The organism is Flavobacterium sp. AC105, from assembly GCF_979258495.1.
In genome coordinates, this window is the sequence record NZ_OZ409860.1 from 2801923 (window position 1) to 2827358 (window position 25436).

23 protein-coding genes are annotated in these 25436 nt (G+C 32.5%); 12 read left to right on the forward strand and 11 right to left on the reverse strand.

What is annotated here, in order from left to right; genetic code table 11:
- Window positions 1–82: 82 nt before the first annotated feature.
- The 4 genes from ACZ0AH_RS11615 to ACZ0AH_RS11630 all read right to left on the reverse strand — a co-directional run bounded on the left by ACZ0AH_RS11615 (window position 83) and on the right by ACZ0AH_RS11630 (window position 2690).
- Window positions 83–817, reverse strand: coding sequence for a DUF3667 domain-containing protein (locus tag ACZ0AH_RS11615; RefSeq protein ID WP_463475960.1), 735 nt, complete (start codon window positions 815–817; stop codon window positions 83–85).
- A 69-nt stretch (window positions 818–886) separates the two neighbouring features.
- On the reverse strand, window positions 887–1270 hold the full coding sequence (locus ACZ0AH_RS11620) for a DoxX family protein (protein ID WP_463475961.1): 384 nt from the start codon (window positions 1268–1270) through the stop codon (window positions 887–889).
- A 101-nt stretch (window positions 1271–1371) separates the two neighbouring features.
- A complete protein-coding gene (locus tag ACZ0AH_RS11625; RefSeq protein ID WP_463475962.1) occupies window positions 1372–2160 on the reverse strand; it encodes an anti-sigma factor in 789 nt (262 codons plus the stop codon).
- Window positions 2160–2690 carry an RNA polymerase sigma factor gene (locus ACZ0AH_RS11630; RefSeq protein WP_463475963.1) on the reverse strand — a complete coding sequence of 177 codons (531 nt, stop codon included), beginning with the start codon at window positions 2688–2690 and terminating at the stop codon, window positions 2160–2162. Before ACZ0AH_RS11630 ends, ACZ0AH_RS11625 begins: the two co-directional genes overlap by 1 nt.
- Before the next feature lie 991 nt (window positions 2691–3681).
- Between ACZ0AH_RS11630 and ACZ0AH_RS11635 the strand changes: the two genes are divergently transcribed.
- Window positions 3682–4269: a glutathione peroxidase gene (locus tag ACZ0AH_RS11635; RefSeq protein ID WP_463475964.1), complete on the forward strand. Its 588-nt coding sequence runs from the start codon at window positions 3682–3684 to the stop codon at window positions 4267–4269.
- 407 nt (window positions 4270–4676) lie between these two features.
- Here ACZ0AH_RS11635 and ACZ0AH_RS11640 read toward each other — a convergent pair whose 3' ends face one another.
- Window positions 4677–5174 (reverse strand): GNAT family N-acetyltransferase, encoded by a 498-nt coding sequence (locus tag ACZ0AH_RS11640; protein WP_463475965.1) that lies wholly within the window; start codon window positions 5172–5174, stop codon window positions 4677–4679.
- A 78-nt stretch (window positions 5175–5252) separates the two neighbouring features.
- The gene (locus ACZ0AH_RS11645) at window positions 5253–6431 is read right to left on the reverse strand and encodes a thioredoxin family protein (RefSeq protein WP_463475966.1); all 1179 of its coding nucleotides are present in this window, start codon (window positions 6429–6431) and stop codon (window positions 5253–5255) included.
- A gap of 176 nt (window positions 6432–6607) precedes the next feature.
- On the opposite strand from ACZ0AH_RS11645, the gene menD reads away from it, so the two are divergent.
- From menD to ACZ0AH_RS11685, 8 genes are all read left to right on the forward strand, one after another.
- Window positions 6608–8269: a 2-succinyl-5-enolpyruvyl-6-hydroxy-3-cyclohexene-1-carboxylic-acid synthase gene (menD, locus tag ACZ0AH_RS11650; RefSeq protein WP_463475967.1), complete on the forward strand. Its 1662-nt coding sequence runs from the start codon at window positions 6608–6610 to the stop codon at window positions 8267–8269.
- A gap of 89 nt (window positions 8270–8358) precedes the next feature.
- Window positions 8359–8703: a DUF2853 family protein gene (locus ACZ0AH_RS11655; RefSeq protein WP_463475968.1), complete on the forward strand. Its 345-nt coding sequence runs from the start codon at window positions 8359–8361 to the stop codon at window positions 8701–8703.
- A gap of 206 nt (window positions 8704–8909) precedes the next feature.
- On the forward strand, window positions 8910–9764 hold the full coding sequence (locus ACZ0AH_RS11660; protein WP_463475969.1) for a CvfB family protein: 855 nt from the start codon (window positions 8910–8912) through the stop codon (window positions 9762–9764).
- Window positions 9765–10719: 955 nt separating this feature from the next.
- Complete coding sequence (locus ACZ0AH_RS11665; RefSeq protein WP_035681238.1) at window positions 10720–11553, forward strand: 1,4-dihydroxy-2-naphthoyl-CoA synthase; 834 nt, start codon at window positions 10720–10722, stop codon at window positions 11551–11553.
- Between the two features lie 87 nt (window positions 11554–11640).
- The gene (gene menA / locus ACZ0AH_RS11670) at window positions 11641–12603 is read left to right on the forward strand and encodes a 1,4-dihydroxy-2-naphthoate octaprenyltransferase (protein WP_463475970.1); all 963 of its coding nucleotides are present in this window, start codon (window positions 11641–11643) and stop codon (window positions 12601–12603) included.
- 30 nt (window positions 12604–12633) lie between these two features.
- Window positions 12634–13311, forward strand: coding sequence for a metal-dependent hydrolase (locus ACZ0AH_RS11675; RefSeq protein WP_463475971.1), 678 nt, complete (start codon window positions 12634–12636; stop codon window positions 13309–13311).
- A 357-nt stretch (window positions 13312–13668) separates the two neighbouring features.
- Window positions 13669–14871, forward strand: a complete 1203-nt coding sequence (locus ACZ0AH_RS11680) for a tetratricopeptide repeat protein (protein WP_463475972.1) — start codon at window positions 13669–13671, stop codon at window positions 14869–14871.
- A gap of 149 nt (window positions 14872–15020) precedes the next feature.
- Entirely contained in the window at window positions 15021–16064 is a 1044-nt protein-coding gene (locus tag ACZ0AH_RS11685) for an o-succinylbenzoate synthase (RefSeq protein WP_463475973.1), read from the forward strand.
- A gap of 79 nt (window positions 16065–16143) precedes the next feature.
- On the opposite strand, the gene ACZ0AH_RS11690 is transcribed toward ACZ0AH_RS11685, so the two are convergent.
- Both ACZ0AH_RS11690 and ACZ0AH_RS11695 read right to left on the reverse strand, forming a co-directional pair.
- Window positions 16144–16689, reverse strand: a complete 546-nt coding sequence (locus ACZ0AH_RS11690) for a hypothetical protein (protein WP_463475974.1) — start codon at window positions 16687–16689, stop codon at window positions 16144–16146.
- Between the two features lie 20 nt (window positions 16690–16709).
- Entirely contained in the window at window positions 16710–17621 is a 912-nt protein-coding gene (locus ACZ0AH_RS11695) for an OmpA family protein (protein ID WP_463475975.1), read from the reverse strand.
- A gap of 197 nt (window positions 17622–17818) precedes the next feature.
- Here ACZ0AH_RS11695 and ACZ0AH_RS11700 point away from each other — a divergent pair, with 197 nt between their 5' ends.
- Window positions 17819–18295, forward strand: coding sequence for a CYTH domain-containing protein (locus tag ACZ0AH_RS11700; RefSeq protein WP_463475976.1), 477 nt, complete (start codon window positions 17819–17821; stop codon window positions 18293–18295).
- A gap of 3 nt (window positions 18296–18298) precedes the next feature.
- On the forward strand, window positions 18299–19267 hold the full coding sequence (locus ACZ0AH_RS11705; protein ID WP_463475977.1) for a YpdA family putative bacillithiol disulfide reductase: 969 nt from the start codon (window positions 18299–18301) through the stop codon (window positions 19265–19267).
- 142 nt (window positions 19268–19409) lie between these two features.
- Here ACZ0AH_RS11705 and ACZ0AH_RS11710 read toward each other — a convergent pair whose 3' ends face one another.
- Window positions 19410–20978, reverse strand: coding sequence for a protein adenylyltransferase SelO (locus ACZ0AH_RS11710; protein ID WP_463475978.1), 1569 nt, complete (start codon window positions 20976–20978; stop codon window positions 19410–19412).
- A gap of 138 nt (window positions 20979–21116) precedes the next feature.
- Complete coding sequence (msrA, locus tag ACZ0AH_RS11715) at window positions 21117–21650, reverse strand: peptide-methionine (S)-S-oxide reductase MsrA (protein WP_463475979.1); 534 nt, start codon at window positions 21648–21650, stop codon at window positions 21117–21119.
- A gap of 181 nt (window positions 21651–21831) precedes the next feature.
- On the opposite strand from msrA, the gene ACZ0AH_RS11720 reads away from it, so the two are divergent.
- On the forward strand, window positions 21832–23319 hold the full coding sequence (locus tag ACZ0AH_RS11720) for an aminotransferase class V-fold PLP-dependent enzyme (protein ID WP_463475980.1): 1488 nt from the start codon (window positions 21832–21834) through the stop codon (window positions 23317–23319).
- Window positions 23320–23585: 266 nt separating this feature from the next.
- On the opposite strand, the gene ACZ0AH_RS11725 is transcribed toward ACZ0AH_RS11720, so the two are convergent.
- Entirely contained in the window at window positions 23586–25328 is a 1743-nt protein-coding gene (locus ACZ0AH_RS11725; protein WP_463475981.1) for an APC family permease, read from the reverse strand.
- Between the last annotated feature and the right edge of the window lie 108 nt (window positions 25329–25436).

Consider the following 25436-nt stretch of genomic DNA (forward strand, 5'->3'; position numbering starts at 1 on the left):
ACAGAAGTAATTATTAATTCATACAAAAAAGGTTCAACATAAGTTGAACCTTTTTTTATTGGTATTTATGATACTCAAAAAATTATTGAGGTATTTTTCCTAATGATAAAAAAACTATTATTATGATTATAAAAAAGCAGATTAAAAATAGGATATGACTTAACAGGGTTAAAAAGAATGCTTTTGTTTTAGACATTTTATTAAAGAATTGAATATTAGTCCAAAAAGTCAATACAACACCACATATATAAGTAAGGGTTGAAAATTTTTCAAGGTGAGATATATGATTTAAATATAATAATGCCGGGAATGTCAAAATTTGCACAAAAAGTCTTTGTGCAGCCTTAAAAGTATTGAGAACAAAAAATTCAAAAAAATTATAGCCTTGTTTTCTAAATACAATATAAGTTGCAATGGTATAAATTGGTATAGTTGCAATAGTTGTCCATGCAAAATGTGTTGTCATCCATTCTCCCAATTCCTCCAGATCTATACCTGAATCTTTAGAATTTGCAAATAAGTCAATGTGGAAATAATGAAATAAAAAACCATAAAATGCTCCCAAAACCGCCACTAAAGATAAAGGCTTAAAATGTTTGACACGTTTTCCTTCGATAAACTCTCTTATAGAATGACCTGGTCTGGTAAATAATTGTTTTAAAGAATAAGGAATTCCTCCATCAAAATGAAATAAACCGTGTTGAATATCATGCCATAAAAAATGGATGTTTATTTTATGTGTATCAGCAGTTTGCCCGCAGTTATTACAATATTTTCCATGAAAAACATGATGACAGTTTTTGCAGATTATTTCCATTTTGTGGTATTTTGAGTCTTACTGCAATAGTAAGTAATTTTATTTTATTATTTTTTTATATAAGGATTTTTAGATTTTTTTTTTCTGAAATCCGTCAGGATACATAATTGCCAATAAAACTACAATTAATAAAAAGTTATATTCCATACCATTTCTTCCGCCGCCAACAACAAACCAGCCATCTTGATAATGTACCAGAACAATTCCCATTATTAAAACAAAAATGGTCACAAATCCGGCCAGTTTAATGTATTTATTCAAAATCAAAAGTATGGCCGCAGCAACATGGGATAATTTTATTGACCAGGCCAGAAATACGCCAAAAGGAGCAAACCCAATTTTGTTAAGATATAAATTTCCGAAATCATTTATTCCATTATCAAACATTCCAAAAACAGAATGGGTGAGAAGTATAACAGCAATTGCAATTCTTAAAAGTAAAGTTCCATTCATGGTTTTGATTTTGTTTTGGGTTAATATTTCAATTAAAAATAATAAAAAACGCATATTAAAATAATTAATATGCGTTTTTAAATTTGCAAGACCTTTAGTTTTTAAACTTTTCCTAAAGTATATAATTGTGTCATTGTAGGCGTTAAACTTCCTCCTGCAGGCTCTAAAGTAATTCCAAAAGCTTCTGCTTCGTTTGTACGGTCAACAGCAAAGATTTTTTGGTTATTTCCTTCAAAATCGCTCAATAAACCAATACTTGTTGGCGTAAGAACCGGACTCAATTTTAAAGCCCAAACCTGATAAACCATTCCTTTTGGAGGCGCTGGTAAACCGGCAGCATCAATATAAGTAGTTTTGGTGTCCTTGTTCCAATATACTTTTGCAAAAGATGTAGGCGAAACAGCCTGACCACCAAGCGTTACGCCAGTGTTTTTAACATCTCTAACAATATTTAAATTTTTCTCGGTTTGCTTATTTTGTTGGTCTAAGTAAGCAAATTCTCTTTGAATTTTATTTTTTTCAACACCAACAGTTGCTATCGCATCTTTAGTTTTTGTCAATTCAAGAGTTTGATATCCAAGTCCCAGAAGTAATAAAACTGCTGCAGCCCAGCCCACATATTGAGACCAGTTTGATGCCGGTTTCATGTCGACTACTTTGCCATGTTTCAATTCCAGACGCGCTTTTATCTTCTCGAAATTGGCTACAGAGTGGAAAGGTGAAAAACTTGACGATAAAGCCACAATAGCTTTTTCGATATCAATAATTTCCTTGTCCATTTCCGGATGTTTCTTCGCCATTTCGGCTATTTCCAGATTCTCAGTTTCGGTTAATAAACCGTAAACATATAGTTCTAGAATTCCTGAGTCTATATATTCTTGTGCTTCCATTAGATTTTTAAATAATTACGTAAATCGTTAATACAGTTTCTGTTTTGTGTTTTGATAGTCCCCAATGGCATTGCCAATTCTTCTGAAGCTTCTTGTTGGGTATATCCTTTAAAAAATAATAAATCAATAATCTCAATACATTTAGGTTTTAGTTTTTTTACAAATTCCTGAATTCCAATTGTATCAATTTTGTTTGTGAGTTTATTACTGTCATCTAACAGATTTACGAAATTATCTGAAGAAAGGTTTTTTTGACCGTTATTAAAATCTTTTGATCTCAGTTTATCAATAGAAGTATTTCTTGCAATATTAAGAATCCACGTATAAAATCGACCTTTACTCTCGTTATACGAATCAATGTTTTTCCAGATTTTTACAAAAACATCCTGTAAAACATCTTCGGCTTCTTCGCGATTTTTGACCAGTACGTTAATGACCGAAAATAAACTTTTTGAATACATATCATACAAGTGTGTAAAGGCTCTCTCGTCTTTCTTGTAGATTAAAACTAACAATTCTTCTTGGCTCATAAATTTTAGGTTTTTAAATTTTAACAAAATTTTATTGATCTTTTTTAATCCTCGATATAAAGATAATTTATTTTTTTATGAAAATGATATTTTTTTTAGTAGCGAAAACCCTAGTAAAATAAGGCGATGGCAGAAATATCGCTTTTTTATTACTTTTTTTTTATTTTTTTAAAACCAAAAACAATCCTATTACGTAAATGCTATTATAACATAAAATTAATATTTGTAAAAATAGCAAGACAGAAAAAAATCACATTCAGGGGCAATTATTTGAAACCGAAAGTAAAATGTAAATTCAATAAGATTTAACATTTTAAAGAAAGAAAAAGGTAAAGTAAATCTCAATAAATAAAATTTGACGTTATGAAAAACATAAATAAACTGAAAATTTTGATAGTAGGTTTAACCAGTGTTCTGGCACTTATAAATTTTAATGAGAGTGATTTTAGAAAAAGTATTATAACAAATCATTTTAAGAATTTAAAAATCTAAAATGATCGTGTTACAAATCGATAAAAACATTTAAAGACATATATAAGTAAATTTTAAAATATAAAATAGTTGATGTCCTCGGACTTCCAAACGAAATCATTATTTAGAAATACCAAATGCTCAAAGTTTAAGCCATTTACAACAAACAGAAAAAAATAAAAGCCAGTATAAACGCCAATAGATAAGTATAAAATTTGAGGGTATTTAAAACACTAAAAAACAATTTCATCATAACTGAGGCATCAACTATACTTTTGAGAAACAACAAGATTTAAATAAATATGAAAAATACATTTTATAAATAGTTTGGAATTAGTAATCAGTTATTTATAAAGAAAGAAACAATTAATTCATGGTTTGATTTGTTTGTATGGGGGGAAGCCTAACGTCTGATTAACGTTAGGCTTCATTTTTTTATTTAACTTATGTTTAATAAAAATAAAGCATGCAAAATCTTCCATTAAAACAGATTTTACCTAAATTTATAAAAAATTAAACAATGAAAAAAATAGTATTTATAGCGTGCAGTTTTGTCCTTTTATTAGGTACACAACTTCAGGCTCAAACAAGTAAAAATAAATTATCTAATACAGATAAAACTATGGCAAAAGAAACCATTTATCAGTTCAAAGTACAGGATTTATCCGGAGACACTTTTGATTTTGCTTCCTTAAAAGGAAAAAAAGTCATGATTGTCAATACAGCTTCAAAATGCGGATTAACGCCACAATACAAAGATCTTGAAGCAGTTTACAAAGAATATAAAGATAAAGGTTTTGTAATTGTAGGCTTTCCGGCAAATAATTTTGCGTCTCAGGAACCAGGTACAGCAAAAGAAATTGAAACATTCTGCCAACAAAATTACGGAGTAACTTTCCCAATGATGGACAAAGTTTCTGTAAAAGGCGATGATATGTGCGAAGTATATAAATTTCTGACACAAAAATCTAAAAATGGTTTACAGGATTCTGAAGTAGAATGGAACTTTCAAAAATACCTAATCAACGAAAAAGGCGAATTGGTAAAAGTGATAAAACCTAAAACTTTAGTAACAGAACCAGAAGTTATCAATTGGATAAAAAGCTAACCAAAACTATTTAAACCAGAAATCCACAAATTTGATTATCAAGTTTGTGGATTTTTTTTTGGAGCTATTTCCTGCTGTCCTTCCAATCTTTTGCTTTTGAAAAAAAAGCAAAAGGATTTTCCCTCCCATCAGGGCTAGGCACCAGTTTTCATAAGAATATATTAAGTATTTTTATAAAAGGAATTTATTGTCAGACTGAGCGAAGTCGAAGTCATACTAAGCGGAGTCGAATCTTTTTGTCATACTAAGCGGAGTCCAACTTTTTTGTCAGACTGAGCGGAGTCGAACTTTTTTGTCAGACTGAGCGGAGTCGAAGTCCCGCAAACAACCACAAAAAAAGAAAATCCGTGTTCAATCCGTGTTTTCGAGTTAGCGAATCCGCGTCATCCGCGTGCCATCTCTCAAAATTACTTCAATATTAGCTGCATAAAAACCAAATCAAGCCAGTGATCAAACTTATAACCAACTTCGCGAATTGTTCCAGTCGCCACAAAACCAAATTTTTCATGAAAAGCAATACTTCCCGCATTATCAGCATCAATAGCGCCAATCATAACATGAAAACCTTGTACTTTTGCAAGCCTGATTAATTCAAGTAATAATTTAGATCCAACACCTTTTCCAATCACATTATCAACCACATAAACCGAATGTTCAACCGTAAATTGATACCCAATTTTTTCGCGAAATTGTCCATAACTTCCAAAACCTACAACTTCTCCATCTAAATCAGCAACAACAATAGGTAAGTTTTTAGCTGTTTTATCTTCAAACCATTTTGTCTGAACTTCAAGAGTCTGAATATCATAACTATAATTTGCAGTAGTATGCAAAATAGAATGATTTACAATCTGCAAAATTTTTTCTAAATCGTTTGTAGTTGCTGGTCTGAGTATAAGGTTCATGGTTTATAATGTTATTTTTTCGCCACGAACGAATTAGTTTTTTATAATTAATTCGTGAATTCGTTGCTATTTATATTCTTATTTATTATTGAGTTCTGCCAATAAAGTATCCACTTCCTTAGTGCTCCAGGTCATTTCGGTACAAATAACCTTTGCATCTTTGGCATATTGCAAAGCTAATTTTTTATCTTTTATTTTATTGTAAAGTCGGGCTAAAAGTAAATTTCCGTCATAAGAATCATTTAATTCCAAAGAACGTTTAACCCATGAAATTGATTTTTTCAGACTTTCGACATCGGTAATATGTTTCAAATACATTTGTCCAATATCTTTAAGGAAACTCGCATCATTCCAAACAAACTTCTGCGTATCTTCAAGTGTAACTTTTTTATAATATTGCCATTTTTCCGTTCTTTCGGCTAAAGTCAAATCAAATTTAAAAACAAGAGAATCCGTTTTTTGCAATCGGATAGATTTTGCAACTTCTCGTTGTTTATAATAGTTTATTGTGTCTAAATTATCAACATACGGACGCAATAATTCGTTTACAATGCTTTCAATTTTGCGGTCAACACGATCTTGCGAAGCCACGGCAGCAAAGTCCTTTTGATGTTTTAAAACATATTGAAATTCTCTCGAATTAATATCAGTAACGCCATTTGCAATAACACGCCAATTGGTTTCGCTCACCAATTGAGCATCCGTTTGCGTTTCAAGATAGATATGAGTTGGAATTGATAAATCGGTTCTGTCTTTTCCTTTTTTCAAAGTATTTAAATATGCAAAAAACGTAGTCGAATTGCTCGGATCAGCCAGGAATTCTTTCTCTAAATAAGGCAATTGCAATTTAGGATTCAGAGCATAATTAGCTTCAGCCATAAAATCAGGCTTTTTCATTTCGCCTTTCAAAGCATATAAAAGCGTTTCATTGTTGGGATCAATAAACAAAAAAGTCGGCAAAGATTTCGTGTTGAATTTATTTTTAAGTGCGATTCCTTCTTCTTTTTCAATATTTTTCCAAACGCAGACATAATTTTTCTTCAAAAAAGCCATCACATTCGGATCGCTGAAAACTTCTTTCTTCATTAAATTGCAATGCGGACACCAATCTGCGTAAAGCATTACAAAAAGAGGTTTGTTTTCGATTTTTGCCGTTTCCAGAGCATTTTTGTAAGGAGTGTCATCCGGAACAAACTGATTTTGAGATTGTACAGTTTGTATCGCAATGCAAAACAAGAACATATAAATGAAACGCATAGTAAGTTTATTTTAATCAAAAATTCGTAATAGCAAAGATATTCTCTTTTTCTAAAAACGGACTTAATATCTTCCTAATTTATAAGTAAATCAGGTACGAAGTTTGTAACTTTGTATAATCAAAAAAGAAATCTCAAAGCATTAGATTTTCTTAAAAAAAGTAATACGCCATACGCATGATTTACCCCAAAATACCGCTTGCACAAAGCATTATCGAAATTTGTTTAGCAAAAGGAATCACCAATATCATAATTTCTCCCGGATCAAGAAACGCACCTTTAACAATAGGTTTTGCCCAAAATTCTAATTTTAAATGTTATAGTATTGCAGACGAGCGCTGTGCCGCATTTTTTGCATTAGGAATTGCCCAGCAAACTAAAAATCCAACAGCAATTATTTGTACATCAGGTTCAGCGTTATTAAATTATTATCCGGCTGTAGCCGAAGCATTTTACAGTCAGATTCCATTAATTGTCATTTCTGCAGATCGTCCTCAAAGTAAGATAGATATAGGTGACGGACAAACAATTCGTCAGGAAAATGTTTTTCAGAATCATGCTGTTTTTAATGCCAATTTAACTGAAGATGCTTCTGTTGAAAATGATCTAAAAATCAATAAAGCAATCGAAACCGCTATTCTTCAAAAAGGTCCGGTTCATATAAATGCTCCTTTCGAAGAACCTTTATACGAAACCGTAGAAACACTTTCGGTTCAGCCAAAAATCACGTATTCTGATGAAATTATTGAAACAAAAATCATCGAAAATGCGGAGGAATTTGCTTCAATTTGGAACACTTCAAAACGTAAACTAGTTTTAGTTGGAGTAAATGAAGCCAATTCTATAGATCAGGAAATTGTTGAAAATTTTGCCAATGATCCGTCGATTGTAGTGCTTACCGAAACCACTTCAAACTTGCATCATCCAAGATTTATCAATAGTATTGATACTTTAATTACGCCATTTGAAGATGTTGATTTTAAAGATTTTCAACCGGAAATTTTAGTAACTTTTGGTGGCATGATTGTATCAAAACGCATTAAAGCATTCTTGCGAAAATACAAACCAAAACACCATTGGCATATTGATACTTTACGTGCTTATGACACTTTTAGTGCGTTAACGCAGCATTTTGTAATGGAACCAAATGCATTTTTCAAGGATTTATTTTCTAAAACTACTTTTACAGAAAGTGACTATTTTGCTAAAATTGCTAAAATCTACGATTTAAGAAAAATCAGAAGACAGGAATATTTAGATAAAACTAAATTCTCAGATTTTAAAGTTTTCGAAAAAGTAATAGAATCGCTGCCTCAAAATTCTCAATTGCAAATCAGTAATAGTTCGGCTATTCGATATGCACAATTAATTCATATCGATCCTTCAATCGAAGTATTTTGCAATAGGGGAACGAGCGGAATTGACGGCAGTACATCAACTGCAATCGGAGCTTCGGTTGGAAGCGGAAAACAAAACGTTTTTATTACCGGCGATATCAGTTTTTTATACGATAGCAATGCTTTGTGGAATTCTTATATTCCTAAAAACTTCAAAATTATATTGATCAATAATGGAGGAGGAGGTATTTTTAGAATTTTACCCGGACATGAGGAAAAACCCGTTTTTAATACTTATTTCGAAACTTCTCATCATTTAACAGCAGAACATTTAGCTAAAATGTATCAGTTTAATTATTTAGTTTCTAATGACTTAGATTCTCTGGAAAGAAATTTAAAATCTTTTTACGATAATAATGATACTCCGGTTATTTTAGAAGTTTTTACGCCAACATTTGAAAACGATGTAATCCTGAAACAATACTTTAAAGAGTTGATATAATTTGTAGCTAAAATAGTGTTAATTTTTACGTTTTGCAAAATATTTGTTTTAGATTTGATCCATAAAGATTAATCTAATTAACATATAGTATGAGCGCAAGAGCAGAATTAATTAAAAAGTATGCAGAAGATTTAAAAGAGAAATGTGGCGTAACTCCAGACATGGATTTGCTGACAAAAGTAACCATTGGGTGCGGACCGTCAATATATAATGCAGATGCATCGACAGTTGCAGGAACGCAACATTCTGAAATAGATACGGTTAAGAAAAATTTTCTGATCAAGAAATTAGGTTTACCGGACGGTCCGGATTTAGAACCGGCAATTTCTGCTGTTCTTGAAAAATACGGACATTCGAACAAACATAAATACAGAGCTGTAGTATATTATTTACTAGCTGTACACTTTAAAAAAGAAAGTGTTTACAATAAATAATATTCAGTAAAGATTTTCCATAAAGGATAACAAGGCACCAGTAATTTGGTGCTTTTTTATTTTAATTCTATAAGAAATCTGAAATAATTTCAATAAATATAGAATTTGCTGTCTTTTATCTAAAATATTATTCGTTGAACCATTTTCAAACTTCGTACATTTGCAACTTAGAAACTCAGCTACTTTACAGCTTAGAAACTTATAATATGATTGAAATAGGAAAATACAATACACTTACCATACTCCGTGATACAAAAGTTGGATTATTTTTAGGAAATCCTGAAAAAGATCCTGAAGGAATTCACGATATATTATTACCCAATAAATACGTACCGAACGAATTTGAAATAGGCGAAGAATTAATCGTTTTTGTTTATTTAGACCATGAACAAAGACCAATTGCCACAACGCTTGAACCTTATATTTTATTAAATGAATTTGCACTTTTAAGAGTAAATTACATCAATCAGGTTGGTGCTTTTATGGATTGGGGAATGGAAAAAGATATTCTTGTTCCGTTTAAAGAGCAAGCGCGTCCAATGGAAAAAGGAAAACGTTATTTGGTTTACCTTTATATGGATGAAAAAACCAATCGTTTGGTAGCTTCAAGTAAACTGAACCAATTTTTAAGTAACGATCAGCTTACAGTTGAAAAAGGGGAAGAAGTAGATTTAATCGTTTCACATATTACAGAATTAGGTATTAATGTAATCATCAATGAACAGCATAAAGGTTTGTTGTATAAAGATGAAGTTTATGATGACGCTATAAGAACCGGAGACAGAATGACGGGATATATTAAAAATATTCGTCCTGATAATAAAATAGATGTTGCTTTGCAAGTACAAGGTTATCAAAGTATTGAGCCAAATGTAGAGAAGATTTTAGATGAATTGAGAGCCAATCGCGGTTTTTTACGTTTAAATGATAATTCGCATCCCGAGGATATCAAAACGGTATTAAAAATGAGTAAAAAGACTTTCAAAAAAGCAATTGGAGCTTTGTACAAAGACAAACTTATCGAAATCAAAGAAGACGGAATTTACCTTGTGAAAGAATAAAAAATTTAAATTCCAATAAAAAAATTCCAAATTCCAATGCTCTGCAAAGTGTTAGAATTTGGAATTTTTCTTTGTATTTATCTTAATCATATTACGATTATATTTCAAATAACCCAAGGTTTCAACCTTGTGAACACGCATAATTAAATTCTATATTTGCGTTTCATATTTGGAATTTGGATTTTTTATTGGAATTTAAGATTAAAGTATTGGAATTTGGAATTATCCCGAGGCTACGGTATTGGAATTTAAATCTATTATAACAGAAAAGGCTGCTCATTACAAGCAGCCTTTCCCTTTTTATTCAGTTTTAAAAAAAATTGTAATTAAAAAAAAACAGAAATAAAATAATTCGAATCCATTCAAAAAATAATAGCTTTAAAAATTTTAGAAATTACTTCCTGAACCGGTATGTCTTTAAACAATCTATACATTCATATTAAAAGCAAAAGTTCAAGTTCACGGCTAATCCATTGGTTTGATAAAATAACTTATAGAAAGTTTTAGTTAGCATTTTTCCTCTTTTCGTAATCAATTTTATACTAATTACTAAACAATTCTAGCATTTAACCTTAGGTGTTACTGTCTCTTTTTTGAAGTTTCAACAAATGAATAAATCATTTGCCCATTAATCACAGGTTTATGAATTAAAACCATAAAAAAATGAGCGACAAATTTTTTAAATTTTCTCAAAAAAATCATTTTTTAGGTTAATAAATCAGTGAAAGAAAATCAATCTGAAATCATTGAAATAAAATGTATCTCGTTGATTTCTAGGGTGTAAAATTACTCATTATTTTTTAAAACTAATGTTAAAAAATGTTATTTTTTGTAAGTGAATCCTAATTGTTAACATTGAATTATATTTTCACAAAGACTTAAAGCAAATTGAGTAGGTAAAAATGTAAAAATGCTTTATTTTTACGCTATAATTATTAAAACAAAACAAATAGCAATGGATTGGATTACTGCCAGAGAATTTGAAGATATCACCTATAAAAAATGTAACGGAGTTGCAAGAATCGCTTTCAACAGACCAAATGTTAGAAACGCTTTTCGCCCTAAAACAACTTCAGAATTATACCAGGCTTTTTACGACGCACAAGAAGATACTTCAATTGGAGTAGTTTTACTGTCTGCCGAAGGGCCATCTACAAAAGATGGCGTATATTCTTTTTGCAGCGGTGGAGACCAAAATGCCCGCGGACATCAGGGTTATGTAGGAGAAGATGGTCAGCATCGCTTAAATATTCTTGAAGTTCAGCGTTTAATCCGTTTCATGCCAAAAGTGGTTATTGCAGTTGTTCCGGGTTGGGCAGTTGGCGGCGGACATAGTCTGCACGTAGTTTGCGATATGACTTTGGCGAGTAAAGAACATGCTATTTTCAAACAAACAGATGCTGACGTTACCAGTTTTGATGGCGGTTACGGATCTGCTTATCTGGCCAAAATGGTAGGTCAGAAAAAAGCACGTGAGATTTTCTTTTTAGGAAGAAATTATTCGGCTCAGGAAGCAATGGATATGGGAATGGTAAATGCCGTAATTCCGCATGATGAGTTAGAAGATACTGCTTACGAATGGGCGCAGGAAATCCTTCAAAAATCACCAACATCTATAAAAATGCTAAAATTCGCTATGAATTTAACAGATGACGGAATGGTGGGGCAACAAGTTTTTGCCGGGGAAGCAACTCGTCTTGCCTACATGACCGAAGAAGCTAAAGAAGGAAGAAATGCTTTTTTAGAAAAAAGAAAACCAAACTTTGGCGAAAACAAATGGCTGCCATAAATTGAAGAAATAGTTTCAAGTTTCAGGTTTCAAGTTCCGAACCTGAAACTTTAAACCTGAAACAAAAATTTAACTAAACAAAACATAATGAAACATTGGATTGAAGCCGCAAGACTGCGCACATTACCTTTATCAGTTTCTGGAATTATAGTAGGAAGTATTTATGCTTTATCAAACCCAACCGAAACTATCAATACGCCAACCGAAGTATTTAGCTGGAAAATTTTTGGTTTTGCACTTTTAACAACGCTTGGTTTACAGGTTTTATCCAATTTTGCAAATGATTACGGAGACGGTGTAAAAGGAACCGATAACGAAGACAGAATAGGACCAAAACGTGCTATTCAGAGTGGCGTTATTACGCCTCAAGCCATGAAAAAAGCCATCATAATAACAGCATCATTAACGTTATTATCAGCAATTATTCTAATATATTTTGCTTTTGGCGCTACAAATTTCGTTTATTCTATCTTTTTTTTATTACTAGGAGTTGCAGCAATTGTTTCAGCAATTCGGTATACAGTTGGTAATTCAGCTTACGGATACAAAGGATTTGGAGATGTATTTGTTTTCATTTTCTTCGGACTTGTAAGTACTTTAGGTGTTAACTTTTTGTATTCAAAAGAAGTTGATCCGCTTTTAATTTTACCGGCAATTTCGATAGGATTATTAAGCGTTGGCGTTTTAAACCTGAACAATATGCGTGACGAAGAATCAGATAAAAAATCAGGAAAAAATACAATCGTAGTTCAAATTGGCGGAGCAAAAGCAAAAATTTATCATTTTTCACTGATTATTACAGCAATGCTTTTAGTAGTTATTTTTGCCATTTTAAGCGATTATCGTCTCGATCAATATCTGTTTTTATTGGCTTATATTCCTTTGACCAAACATTTAATTACCGTTTATAAAAACCAAGATCCTAAGCTGTTAGATCCGGAATTAAAAAAACTGGCACTTAGCACATTCTTGCTTTCTTTACTATTAACATTATGTATGATTTCATTAATTTCAGACATTATCGTTAACCTTTTCCTTGGCGGAAGATAAAAATTAGTTCAACTTTAAAATTTTATAAAAATGAAAATCACATTTTACGGACACGCTTCTTTAGGCATTGAAGTTGGAGGAAAACATATAATTGTTGACCCATTTATTACAGGAAATCCACAAGCTTCGGCAATTGATATAAACACATTAAAAGCCGATTATATTTTATTAACGCATGCACATGGCGATCACGTTCTTGACGCTGAAGCTATTGCAAAACGTACAAACGCAACTATAGTTTCAAATGCCGAAATTACAAGTTATTATGCACAAAGAGAATTAAAAGCGCACCCAATGAACCATGGCGGAAGCTGGCAATTCGATTTCGGAAAAGTAAGATATGTAAATGCAATTCATTCAAGTTCTTTTCCTGATGGAAGTTACGGCGGAAATCCGGGTGGTTTTGTAATTGAAAGCGAACACAAAAACATCTATATTGCCGGAGATACAGCGCTTACATTCGACATGAAATTAATTCCGTTGCGCACAAAACTTGATTTAGCAATTTTGCCAATCGGAAACAATTTCACAATGGATGTTGAAGATGCCATTATTGCTTCAGATTTTGTAGAATGCGATAAAATCCTGGGCTATCATTTTGATACTTTTGGTTATATCGAAATCAATCACGAAGAATCAATAAAAAAATTCTTTGATAAAGGAAAAGATTTGATGCTTTTAAAAATCGGAGAATCAATTGAATTGTAATAATTAATTTAAACGATGTCGAATTGTCATCCTGAGCGAAGTCGAAGGATAAGGAGCTAATCCCGCTTTCGGCTATATCTTTTTTTAGCAATGAAAAATTGCTCAAAAAAGGATAACGCCTCTATCGGGGCTAGGGAACCTGGTTTCAAAAGAAATATTTGGCATAATTTATGTCATTTATAAAAAGTAAATTTCTAAAATTATTAGATTTAAGGGTTTGCCAGACTAAGCGAAGTCGAAGTCCCGCAAAGTAATTTACCCTTAAAAATCCCTTATTCCTCGGGATAAAAAAGAGGATAGAAAAATAAAATCATTTAATCTGTACAATCTGTGGCTAAAAAGCAAAATTATTACCGCATGAATTTCAAAAGAATTATTTTATCTATTTTAATTATTTCTTCTTGCAGCACATTCGCTCAAAAAGATGGCTACTGGGACAAAGAACGTGCCACTACAAAAGAAATTATCGCTTATGCCCGTGATAGAATTACCTTAAAAACAGATGATTTGCCCGTTGGTACAACCGAAATTGTATACAGAATTACACTTTTAGATGAAAACCAGCAAATGACCAACAGTTTAGTTTCGGTTTTAAAAGCAATTCCGGATCCTACAGGAATTAGTCAGGGATCTGCAGGCGCTGTTTTTTTAATGTCAAAAATTTCCGGTGATGATACTTGTACGTATGCACTTTTTACTTCAAACGAAGATGTAAAAAAGTATATTGATGACGGAAAAACGGATAAAGCTTGTTATGCGCAAGAAGAACCTATAAGCAAAGATGCCAAACGATTATCACTTGATAAATCATCATGTTTAGGACAAAACATCAGTACCATTTATTTTGGATTTCATAGCAAAAACTGGGTTTTAAGCCAGAAAATAGTTTTAGAAGTAGTGCCGTGGGTTGATACAAAATTAAACCGTGGTTGGAATCAGGATAACAAAAACGAAATTATTAGCTTGTGCAAAACATCAACAATGGCGCAAAAAATGGCTAATTCTGATGATTTTTGCGTTTGTATTCTTGAAAAAATAATGAAACAATACCGTTATTCAGAGTTCCAAAAATTATTGCCAATCGAAAAAAACAAAGTTTACAAAGACTTCGGGAATGCTTGTTACAAAGATGCCGATATCTCTAAAAATGTTTATGACGATTTAAGAACTCAGGCTTCAACTTTAATAAAATTACAAAAATACAATGAAGCGATTCCAAAATTAAATACCATAATTAATGACGGAAAAGCTACAGCATTAGATTACAGCTCAATAGGTTATTGTTATATTTTAACCAAACAATATGCAAAAGCTATAAAATCCCTGAAAGAAGGCGAAAAATTAGACGACACTGAATTATTAGTGAAATTAAATTTAGCCCACGTTTATTTAGTAAATGATGAATATAGTGAAGCAAAAGCAATCTATAAAAAATACCAGACTCAAAACGTTACAGACAGTTTAAGCTGGAAAGATAAAACAAAACAAGATTTTACCGTTTTTCAAAAAGCGGGTTTACCATCAAAAGACTTCGAAAAAGTTTTAGATCTTTATAATTAAAATTTTTCCACCATATAAGTTATGTAAGTTCATTTAATTACTTTGTACATACGCACAAACTTAAATTACTTATATAACTTATATGGTTTAAGAATTTACCACGTTATATAAATTTTAATGTACTTATATAACTTATATGGTTAAAAAAAATGAAAGCTACTTACCATAAATACATGCTCGAATTCAAACGCCCTTCCGGAACATCCAGAGGTGTGATGACTGAGAAAGAAACCTGGTTTATTGTTCTGGAAGAAAACGGTAAGAAAGGAATAGGCGAGTGCGGAATCCTTCGAGGTTTGAGCGCTGATGATCGCGATGATTATGAGGAAAAGCTAAATTGGTCTTGCCAGAATATTCACTTAGGAGAAACAGCACTTTGGGAAGCTTTATTAGAATTTCCATCCATACAATTCGGAATAGAAATGGCTTTTTTATCACTTAAAAGCGAAAATCCTTATTTGTTATTTCCTTCTCAATTTACAGATAATTCTAAATCAATTGTAATTAATGGTTTAGTCTGGATGGGCGAAGCTTCTTATATGAAACAACAAATTGAAGATAAATTAGCTGATGGTTTTACCTGTATTAAACTTAAAATTGGCGCAATTGATTTTCAAAAAGAATTAGAATTACTTGAATTTATCCGAAGTCATTTTTCATCCCAACAAATAGAAATCAGGGTCGATGCCAACGAAGCTTTTGCCTTAAATGAAGCTTTAGATAAATTAATCCAACTTAATAAATTTCAATTGCATAGTATTGAACAGCCTATTAAAAAAGGAAATATTCAAGAAATGGCAGATTTATGCAAGGCAGCTCCTTTTCCTATTGCGTTAGATGAAGAATTAATAGGTGTATTTACATTCGAAGAAAAAGAAAAATTGCTACAGGAAATCAAGCCACAATATATTATTCTGAAACCTAGTTTTATTGGTGGTTTTAGAGGAACAAAAGAATGGATTGATTTAGCAGATAAATATAAAATAGGTTGGTGGATTACATCTGCATTAGAAAGCAATATTGGGCTTAATGCCATTTCACAATGGACATTTCTACAGAACTCAAATATGCCGCAGGGTTTAGGAACCGGCGCACTTTACACAAACAATTTTGATTGTCCGCTTGAAGTTTCACAAGGGCAATTGTGGTACAATAAATCGAAAAACTGGGATTCTGTTTTTTTAAATCAATAAAAACTAAAAAGTAAAGGTACAGCATACAAAGTGTTTAAAGCTTGTAACGCTGTACCTTGAACTTGTTATTTACTATTTTTTATTCTTTTCCTCCATCTAATGAATCTTGCCAATCTTTTAGTTCCTGCCATTTTCCCTGATAAGCCAATAAAGATTGTTTTGGCCAGGTTCCAGGATTGTGAATAGCATAATTTTCGCCTCCTGCATCCAGAATAGCTTGCAATTTTTCAATCGATGATTCTGATAATTCGCGCCATGTAGTAATACCGGCTGCATTGAATAAAGCTTCGATTTTTAGTCCGATACCTTCAACGATTTTCAAATCGTTTTCTTTTATTTTTTTCCCATAAACTGTTCCTGCCAAAGAACTGTCAAATAATAATGCCGGAACAGTACCCACAAAAGATTGTGTTTTAGCACTAGTCGCCTTAGCCGCCAAATCAGCTTCTAATGAAGTAATTTTTGTGTTTAAATTTCTAGTGTTTGCTTTACAGGCATCTAAATCAGCCTGTAGCGAAAGAGCAAGTGAATCATCTCCTTTTGAATTCATTTTCCCTAGTAAGTAACCTAAAATTCCACAGATTAAACCCACTAAAGCAGGTATTAAGATACAAGGTATATTCATAATAGTATATTTTTGATTAATTATTTTATTGTAATTACAGTTCTTCTGTTATTTGCTTTTCCTTCAGGTGTTGTATTTTCACCAACTGGTTCATCAGGACCTTTAGATTCAGTAGTAATACGAGCGGCATCGATGCCATTTTTAGACAAATAATTTTTAGTAAATTCTGCACGCCTTTGTCCAAGAACAACATTAGCTTCACGATTCCCAACATTATCAGAATGCCCGACAACTAATACCACAGCATCTTTAACCTGCTTGGTATAATTAGCAATATCAGTAACTTTTTGTTTTTCTAAATTGGTTAATTTATCGCTGGCTTTATTGGTATTAAAATGAAGGATTAAAGGATCAGCATTAATCTTTTCTTTCAGCGCACTCCATTCATCAGTTGCAGCTGCAGTAGTGTCTAAAGCTTCAAATTTGTATTCTACAGGACCTAAAAGAGTGTCAGCATTTGTTTTCCATTTATCCGTAATTTCCCCTTTAGTATCAAATTGAGCAGTGTTAAATCCATTAGAAACAAAATAGTTTTTAACATCATTTGCCCTTGCTAAACCAAGATTTTCAAAAGTTGTTGTATTGGTTTCATCAGAAGCAGCATAACCCGTTATTGTGATTTTCTGTTTAGGATTTGCAGTTAAAAATGATTTAAGTTTTTCAATTCCAATAGATACCGAATCACTAACAGGTATAATTAATGCAGAGCTGTTTTTCAGGAACTTGAGATTATCATTTGTTTGATACTCAATTCCGGAACCACTAAGGACAAATGGGACAAAATTTTTGTCCGGAGCTATTACTGTCGATACTTTTTCAGTATCAGCCGTAGGTGTTTTCACACAGCAATTGCAACAAAATTTCATGTACAGAAAAGTACCCAGAATAATAGTTATTGCAATGCCTAATAGATAAAGTGCTTTTTTAGACATAAAATATAAGATTAAAGTTACACAAATTTAGTTAAAAAATACTTATATCGCTGTTTCTCAATACGTTATTTTTATGTTACAATACGGTGAACCAAACCAAATAAATCAGGAAAATGATATTAACTATGTGATTTTCAAAGGCAAAATTATTTTCCCGAAATTGAGTAACTTGCATTAAAATTAATTTAGATTGAAAAATGGTTGAAATAGAAAGAAAGTTTCTTGTAAAATCAGATGATTTTAAAGAACAAGCCTTTACTCAAAACAAAATTGCTCAGGGATATTTGAGTTCAATTCCTGAAAGAACAGTTCGTGTTCGTATTAAAGGTGAAAGAGGATTTCTTACTATAAAAGGAATTGGCCATCATGGCGGAATGACCCGATTTGAATGGGAAAATGAAATCCCGATTGATGAAGCAGTTGAATTACTTAAATTATGCGAAAAAGGAAAAATTGAAAAAACACGTTTTGAAATACAATCAGGCAAACATGTTTTTGAAGTTGATGAATTTTATGGTGAAAATGAAGGCTTAATAATGGCCGAAATCGAACTGGAATCAGAAACGGAAACTTTTGAAAAACCCGATTGGCTGGGCGATGAAGTAACAAATGATTCCCGTTATTATAATGCATATTTGAGTAAAAACCCTTTTAAAGATTGGGAAAAAGAATAAATTATGACAGAACAATATGATTTGATAATTGTTGGAGGCGGTCCAATTGGGCTGGCTTGTGCAATTGAAGCTCAAAAGAAAAACTTGCGTTATTTAATTATAGAAAAAGGGGCGATAGTCAATAGTATTTTCAACTATCCTTTATATATGACTTTTTTTTCTACAGCAGAACGACTTGAAATTGGTGATATTCCGTTTAATTGTCTCGCGCCAAAACCAGGACGTCAGGAAGCTTTAGAATACTACAGAAACATTCATCGTTATTTTAATTTTTCGATTCATTTGTTTGAAAAAGTAACTCAGGTTCAAAAATTAGAAGATTCTTCTTTTAAAATCATTACAGATAAGGCTTTGTATAGCGCAAAAAATGTTATTGTAGCAACTGGTTTTTATGATATTCCGATTGAGATGCATATAAAAGGAGAAGAATTGCCTAAAGTTCGTCATTATTATAAGGAAGCGCATGAATATGCTTTCAGGAATATTCTGGTCGTTGGAGCCAATAATTCATCTGTTGATGCAGCTTTAGAATGCTGGCGAAAAGGCGCAAATGTAACGATGGTTATTCGTAAAAATGAAATTAATAATAGAGTGAAATATTGGGTTAAACCCGATATTGAAAACCGAATTGCCGAAGGAAGCATTAAAGCTTATTTTGAATCGAATATTACTGAAATTCGAAAAAATGAAGTAGAAATCGAAACGCCAGAAGGAAAAGTTACGATAGAAAATGATTTTGTTTTGGCATTAACCGGATATAAACCAGATTTGACTTTTCTCGAAAAAATGGGAATTAAACTTTCGAATGATGAACTAAAAGTGCCAACTTATAATGCTGAAACTATGGAAACAAATGTTGATGGATTATTTTTGGCCGGAGTAGTTTGCGGCGGCATGCAGACGCATAAATGGTTTATCGAAAATTCACGTATTCATGCCAATATGATTGTGGATTATATTACTTCTAAGTAGAAAAATTAGCCACGAATTCACGAATTTTTATCGGAAACAATTGTCACATTGAGCGAAGTCGAAATGCACGTAAGGTGTTCTCGACTTCGCTCGAACTGACAAAAAATAATTAGTGAAAATTCGTGAAATTCGTGGCAAAAAATTAAGAACTACAAGAAAGCATAGAACAACCAACTTTTGAACGTGCCCAATCTGGTCGTTTGACAAACCATTTTTCGTATTCCGATTGTTCATCGTATGGTTTTTGCAAAAGGATATATAATTCATTGATCAAGGAATAATTCCCTTGGTCTGCTGCATCGATTGCCAATTGTGACATGTAATTTCTCAACACATATTTTGGATTCATCTTGTTCATTTTTTCTGCACGGTTTTCATCAGATAATGTTTCTGTGTTTAATCTTTCAATATAAACTGAAAACCATTTTTTCCAGGATTCTAAAATATCTCCTGAAATTTCTTGCGTTGCATAAAACGAATCCTGAATTTTTTCGATTGCGTTTTCGATAGAATCTGTTTTTTTAATTTGACTTAAATTTCTAAAAAAGATCGTCATATCAGTTTCGGACAATTGTAAAACAGTTTCTAAAGCAGCAATTAATTTATCATCAGTTTCTGTTGAAGTAAATATCCCTAATTTACTTAAAGACATAGTTTTATAATCTGAATCAAAATCAATTATGAACGATTCTAATATATCTTCTAAAGGTTTTGCTTCATTAATTAACGGATAAAGTGCATTTGCCAATTGATATAAATTCCATTGTGCAATTTGAGGCTGATTTCCAAAACGGTATCTTCTGTTTTGGCTGTCTGTTGTATTAGGAGTCCAGTTTGGATCATAGTTTTCCAGCCATCCATAAGGACCATAATCAATAGTAATTCCGTGAACAGACATATTATCCGTATTCATTACACCATGCACAAAACCAACACGTTGCCAATGCAAAATCATTTCGCGGGTTTTATCGGCAACGGTTTTAAAGAATTGCAAATATTGATCTTTTGGTTCGCCTTTAATTTCCGGAAAATAATGTTTGATATTATACTCGACAAATTCCTTTAAGTTTTTAAGTTCGTTTCGGGCAGTCAGCATTTCGAAACTTCCAAAACGAATAAACGATGGTGCAACACGACAAACAATCGCACCTTTTTCATAAGCGGGATTTCCGTTGTACAAAATATCACGCAAAACTTCGTCTCCGGATAATATTAGCGAAAGGGATCGGGTAGTGGGAACGCCCAAATAATACATAGCTTCGGCACATAAATACTCTCTAACCGAAGAACGCAAAACCGCTAAACCATCTGCAGTTCTGGAATATGGCGTTTTTCCAGCGCCTTTTAATTGAAGCGTAAAAAAAGCATTATTATGTTCAACTTCGGTTAAATTAATAGCGCGTCCATCGCCTAATTGTCCTGCCCAATTTCCGAATTGATGTCCGGCGTAACACATCGCATATGGACGAGTTTCAGGAAGAATTTCTTTTCCTGAAAAAGCATTCAAAAACGATTCTGACTGAATTTCATCAGTAGAAATCCCAACTAATCCGGCAACTTCTTCAGAAGCATGAATAAGTTTTGGATTGGAGGGTTTTGTTGGATTTACATATGAGAAAAGCGCATTTTTAACCTGACGAATTTCATTTGTTTCATTAGGATCTGCAGGTAATTCAGATGTAAATCTGTTGTTTATTTTTAAATTTTTCATTAGAATTTTTGTTTTTTTTTGCTACAGATTTCACAGATTAAAAAGGATTCTATCTTAAAATAGCCACGAATTCACGAATCATCACGCATAAATTCAAATAAATTCGTGAATTCGCGGCGAAAAATCTATAATAATTATTTAGTCTGCTAATTGTTTAGCATACATTTTTTTTAATTTTTGAACTTTAGGATCAATTACAATTTGGCAATAACGCGCGTCCTGATTGTTATTGTAATAGTTTTGATGATCTTCTTCGGCATTGTAAAATACTTCAAAAGGCACTAATTCCGTTACAATTGGATCGTCATAAAAACCTTTTACTTCCTCAAAAACCTGTTCTGCAATTTCTTTTTGTTCTTCATTATGATATAAAATAATCGAACGATATTGTGTTCCAACATCTGCTCCCTGACGATTTAATGTTGTTGGATCATGGCTCGTCATAAATATAAAAATTAAATCGTGATATGAAATTATGTCAGGATTAAAGGCAACTTGTATGACTTCGGCGTGACCAGTTCTTCCGGTACAAACTTCACGATAGGGAGGATTCTTTATAAAACCTCCGGAAAACCCCGATTTTAATGATTCTACTCCCTTTAAACGCTGAATTACAGCTTCTATACACCAAAAACATCCACCACCAAAAGTGGCGACTGATAAATTTCCCATAAATGTAATAGTCTAAGTTTTATATGCCCTATTAATCCGATAGAATATTATGCTAATTTACTTAAAAAAAGACGATTTAAGTAAAGAAATCAAAAGGTTATTTAATGTTTGAACTTTATAATTGATAAATTCACAATTCTATAAAAAAGCAATATATTTGCAATCAAACTCAGGCATACTAATGAATAGCAAAAATAGTACCATCACGTTAGAAACCTATTTCCAGGATTTTAGAAAGAATATTGTTGGAATCAATCAGGAATTTACTTCTCCATACGGTAAAAAAAAGATCATTTATACGGATTGGACTGCCAGCGGGAGGTTATATCGCCCTATTGAAGAGAAACTTCTGAATGATTTTGGGCCTTTTGTAGCCAATACACATACTGAAACTACTGTGTCAGGTACTGCCATGACAAAAGCGTATCATCATGCCAGGAATATTATTAAGCGTCACACGAATGCAAATAATGATGATGTTTTGATTACGGACGGAACCGGAATGACGGGCGTTGTAAACAAATTTCAACGTATTTTAGGTCTTAAAATCCCTGAAAATCTAAAGGATTTCACCAATATTCCTTTAGAAAAAAGACCTATTGTTTTTATTTCACATATGGAGCATCATTCTAATCAAACGTCCTGGTTAGAGACAATTGCCGATGTTGAAATTATTCCATCTTGCGAAAAAGGGCTTTTTTGTCTGGATAATTTAGCGCTATTATTAGAAAAATATGCTGATAGAACTATAAAAATTGCCTCTATAACTTCATGCTCAAATGTTACGGGTTTAAAAACTCCATTTCATGAAGCGGCAAAATTGATGCACCAACATCATGGTGTTTGTTTTGTAGACTTCGCCTGTTCAGGACCTTATGTAGAAATCGACATGCATCCTGAAGATCCGGAATCTTATCTTGATGCTATTTTCTTTTCTCCGCATAAATTTTTAGGCGGCCCGGGAACTTCCGGTGTTTTGATTTTTAATAAAAAATTATACAATAATATGATTCCTGATTGTCCAGGCGGAGGAACTGTAAGCTGGACAAATCCGTGGGGCGAACATAAATATATTGACAATATCGAGGATCGCGAAGATGGAGGAACTCCTGGTTTCCTGCAGGTTATAAAAACTGCTTTGGCAATCGAGCTAAAAGAAGAAATGGGAATTGAAAACATTTTGCAACGTGAACACGAAATTGTTGATTTTGTTTTTAACAAATTAGATCCTATTTCTAATATTAAAATTCTGGCGGGACAACATACAAACCGTTTGGGTGTTGTTTCTTTTTTTATTGAAAACCTCCATTTTAATTTAGGCGTAAAATTACTGAATGATAAATTCGGGATTCAAACAAGAGGCGGATGCAGCTGCGCCGGAACTTACGGACATTTTTTATTGCACGTAGATCAGGAAACTTCTAATAAACTGGTTAATGAAATTACGATTGGTGATTTGATTAAAAAACCGGGATGGATTAGAATGTCAATTCATCCAACTACTACTGATGAAGAAATTGCTTTTGTTTGCGAAAGCATTAAAGATCTGGCTAAAAACCACGAAACCTGGGCTTTGGATTATTCTTATAATAAAAATACAAACGAGTTTATTCATAAAAATGCGAATTCATTTGAGGATGAATTAGTTGCTGGTTGGTTTAAATCTTAATGTTAAATCGCAAAATTTATGTAAAACTTATCTTTGTCAAAGTTTTAAACTTTGACAAAGATTGACAATCTAAATCCTTATTATATATCCTACAAAGTAAACCCGACAGGTTTTAAAACCTGTCGGGTTTGTTATTTCTAAAAAATTACTGTATTTCTTGTTTAGCCCCGATAGAGCCGGTATCCTTTGAGAGGAACGAACAAAGATAAAGGTGAAAGCGGGACAGGTGGTCTTGAAAACATGAATTTTCTGCTCCTGAAAATTCTTTACATTATCAAACGAACTCCGCCAAGATCAGAAACGCGATAAGAGAATTTATTTCCCGGCGAGGCTATAAACATAAAGTTTTTTGGAATTTTCCATTTTTCAGATAATTCGTCGATAATTTCCGGTCCAAAAACGCCTTGAATTTCCAGATATTCGATGTCGATATCATCATAAGCACGATCTAAAACTTCCAGATCTTTTATTAAAGCTTCGTTATTTGATGCGTCATTTTTGACATGAACAATTTTTAGTTTTTTTGTAGTTTCGTTATTTTCAACATATTGCAATACTTTGTTTAGAATTGCAATGTCGTCGCCTTTGGTAAAAAACACAAATTCCTGTGAATTAATTTCTACACTCATTTTTTGTAAATAACGATTGCTGACAATAACCAATCTTCGAAGCGGCTGATAAAAATACTCTAAAGCTTCGATTAATAGTTTTATCAGCATGACGCGGTTTAACATGATTCCGATGAAAATTAGGGACGGAATCATATATTTCAAAAAAGTATAGAACGAATTGATGTTCAATCTCATGTTTCCGATAAAGGCGGCGATGATAAACGAAACTGCCAAAACTACTGCAATTCCGCGCGCACGTTCAGGTCTTGGTAATTTTTTGCGTTTGAATTTGAGTAATAAATTTCCGATTCCGAATAATGCCATTACGGCTAAAAATGAAAATGTATAAACGCCGGCCAAAGATTCCAGATGTCCTTTTGTTGCAAAAAGAACAGATATGCAGAGTACTAAGAAGCTAATCACGATTCGATAATGTGATCCTCTTTTGTTTTGTTTCAGGAAATAATTGGGAAGAATCCGGTCTAATGTCATTCGGTTTAATAATCCGGAAACACCTACAAATGAGGTTAATACGGCTCCGCATAAAACTAAAACGGCATCTATAGAAATTAACCAGGCAAGCCATGATCCTCCGGTTGTTTGCCCCAAATAGGCAAGGAGGGATTCTTTGTTTTCTCCAACTTCGGCTAACGGAATTATACTGATTAATAAAATGGCAATTACAGGATTGAAGAAACTAACAATCGCCCACATGTTTCGCAGCGTTTTAGGGAAAATACCATGTTCTTGTTCTTCGACAAAATTAGCTGAACTTTCGAAACCTGAAATTCCAAGCATGGCGGCAGAAAATCCGAGAAAAAGTGCTGTTTTTATATTTCCGTATGCTATTGGTGTTTCCCAATTGAGATGAAAAGTTTCTAAACCATTATTTAAAACAAACCATAAAGATGCTAAAACGAGCAAAGTTAAAGTGGCTAAATGTGTAATGAAAATAATGACGGCTACAAAAGCTGATTCGCCAATTCCTAAAATCGCAAGTCCGGTAAATAAAACTAAAACGATTACGGTTGCAATAGTTACGTTTAAACTTTCGAAAATTCCGTGCAAATAATGCATTCCTTCAGAGGCAGAAATTACGGCGGTTGCCATATAAGACAAAACGGTTAAAGTAGCAGCGAGTGAGGCTAATCTTTTGGTTGAAGTATTGAGCAAAACATTGTAAGCGCCTCCGTTTAATGGAATTGCACCTACGACTTCGCCATAAATTTTTCGGAATAAATATAAAACAACTGCAACAATTAACAGAGAAATCCAGGCGTATTGTCCTGCATACAAAATAGTTAATGCAGACACGTATAAACAGGATGAACTAATATCGTTTCCGCAAATTGCTGTTGCCTGTAACTGATTTAATTTTTTGTGTACGATTTCTTTCATAGTCATTAAAGTTATAAACCATTAACGTGACAATAAATAGTAACAAATTTTTACAATCTTAAGGAAAGGAAAATATAGGGTATAAAGACTAAATATACTTTTGTTAAT

What these genes read in the sequence shown, in the direction of transcription:
- ACZ0AH_RS11645 (WP_463475966.1), bottom strand. Translation starts at nt 6,431, where the DNA reads ATGCGTTTCATTTATATGTTCTTGTTTTGCATTGCGATACAAACTGTA.
- ACZ0AH_RS11690 (WP_463475974.1), bottom strand. Translation starts at nt 16,689, where the DNA reads ATGAATATACCTTGTATCTTAATACCTGCTTTAGTGGGTTTAATCTGT.
- ACZ0AH_RS11720 (WP_463475980.1), top strand. Translation starts at nt 21,832, where the DNA reads ATGAATAGCAAAAATAGTACCATCACGTTAGAAACCTATTTCCAGGAT.
- ACZ0AH_RS11660 (WP_463475969.1), top strand. Translation starts at nt 8,910, where the DNA reads ATGATTGAAATAGGAAAATACAATACACTTACCATACTCCGTGATACA.
- ACZ0AH_RS11655 (WP_463475968.1), top strand. Translation starts at nt 8,359, where the DNA reads ATGAGCGCAAGAGCAGAATTAATTAAAAAGTATGCAGAAGATTTAAAA.
- ACZ0AH_RS11700 (WP_463475976.1), top strand. Translation starts at nt 17,819, where the DNA reads ATGGTTGAAATAGAAAGAAAGTTTCTTGTAAAATCAGATGATTTTAAA.
- ACZ0AH_RS11640 (WP_463475965.1), bottom strand. Translation starts at nt 5,174, where the DNA reads ATGAACCTTATACTCAGACCAGCAACTACAAACGATTTAGAAAAAATT.
- ACZ0AH_RS11625 (WP_463475962.1), bottom strand. Translation starts at nt 2,160, where the DNA reads ATGGAAGCACAAGAATATATAGACTCAGGAATTCTAGAACTATATGTT.
- menD (WP_463475967.1), top strand. Translation starts at nt 6,608, where the DNA reads ATGATTTACCCCAAAATACCGCTTGCACAAAGCATTATCGAAATTTGT.
- menA (WP_463475970.1), top strand. Translation starts at nt 11,641, where the DNA reads ATGAAACATTGGATTGAAGCCGCAAGACTGCGCACATTACCTTTATCA.
- ACZ0AH_RS11620 (WP_463475961.1), bottom strand. Translation starts at nt 1,270, where the DNA reads ATGAATGGAACTTTACTTTTAAGAATTGCAATTGCTGTTATACTTCTC.
- ACZ0AH_RS11675 (WP_463475971.1), top strand. Translation starts at nt 12,634, where the DNA reads ATGAAAATCACATTTTACGGACACGCTTCTTTAGGCATTGAAGTTGGA.
- ACZ0AH_RS11630 (WP_463475963.1), bottom strand. Translation starts at nt 2,690, where the DNA reads ATGAGCCAAGAAGAATTGTTAGTTTTAATCTACAAGAAAGACGAGAGA.
- ACZ0AH_RS11705 (WP_463475977.1), top strand. Translation starts at nt 18,299, where the DNA reads ATGACAGAACAATATGATTTGATAATTGTTGGAGGCGGTCCAATTGGG.
- msrA (WP_463475979.1), bottom strand. Translation starts at nt 21,650, where the DNA reads ATGGGAAATTTATCAGTCGCCACTTTTGGTGGTGGATGTTTTTGGTGT.
- ACZ0AH_RS11685 (WP_463475973.1), top strand. Translation starts at nt 15,021, where the DNA reads ATGAAAGCTACTTACCATAAATACATGCTCGAATTCAAACGCCCTTCC.
- ACZ0AH_RS11665 (WP_035681238.1), top strand. Translation starts at nt 10,720, where the DNA reads ATGGATTGGATTACTGCCAGAGAATTTGAAGATATCACCTATAAAAAA.
- ACZ0AH_RS11635 (WP_463475964.1), top strand. Translation starts at nt 3,682, where the DNA reads ATGAAAAAAATAGTATTTATAGCGTGCAGTTTTGTCCTTTTATTAGGT.
- ACZ0AH_RS11725 (WP_463475981.1), bottom strand. Translation starts at nt 25,328, where the DNA reads ATGAAAGAAATCGTACACAAAAAATTAAATCAGTTACAGGCAACAGCA.
- ACZ0AH_RS11710 (WP_463475978.1), bottom strand. Translation starts at nt 20,978, where the DNA reads ATGAAAAATTTAAAAATAAACAACAGATTTACATCTGAATTACCTGCA.
- ACZ0AH_RS11695 (WP_463475975.1), bottom strand. Translation starts at nt 17,621, where the DNA reads ATGTCTAAAAAAGCACTTTATCTATTAGGCATTGCAATAACTATTATT.
- ACZ0AH_RS11680 (WP_463475972.1), top strand. Translation starts at nt 13,669, where the DNA reads ATGAATTTCAAAAGAATTATTTTATCTATTTTAATTATTTCTTCTTGC.
- ACZ0AH_RS11615 (WP_463475960.1), bottom strand. Translation starts at nt 817, where the DNA reads ATGGAAATAATCTGCAAAAACTGTCATCATGTTTTTCATGGAAAATAT.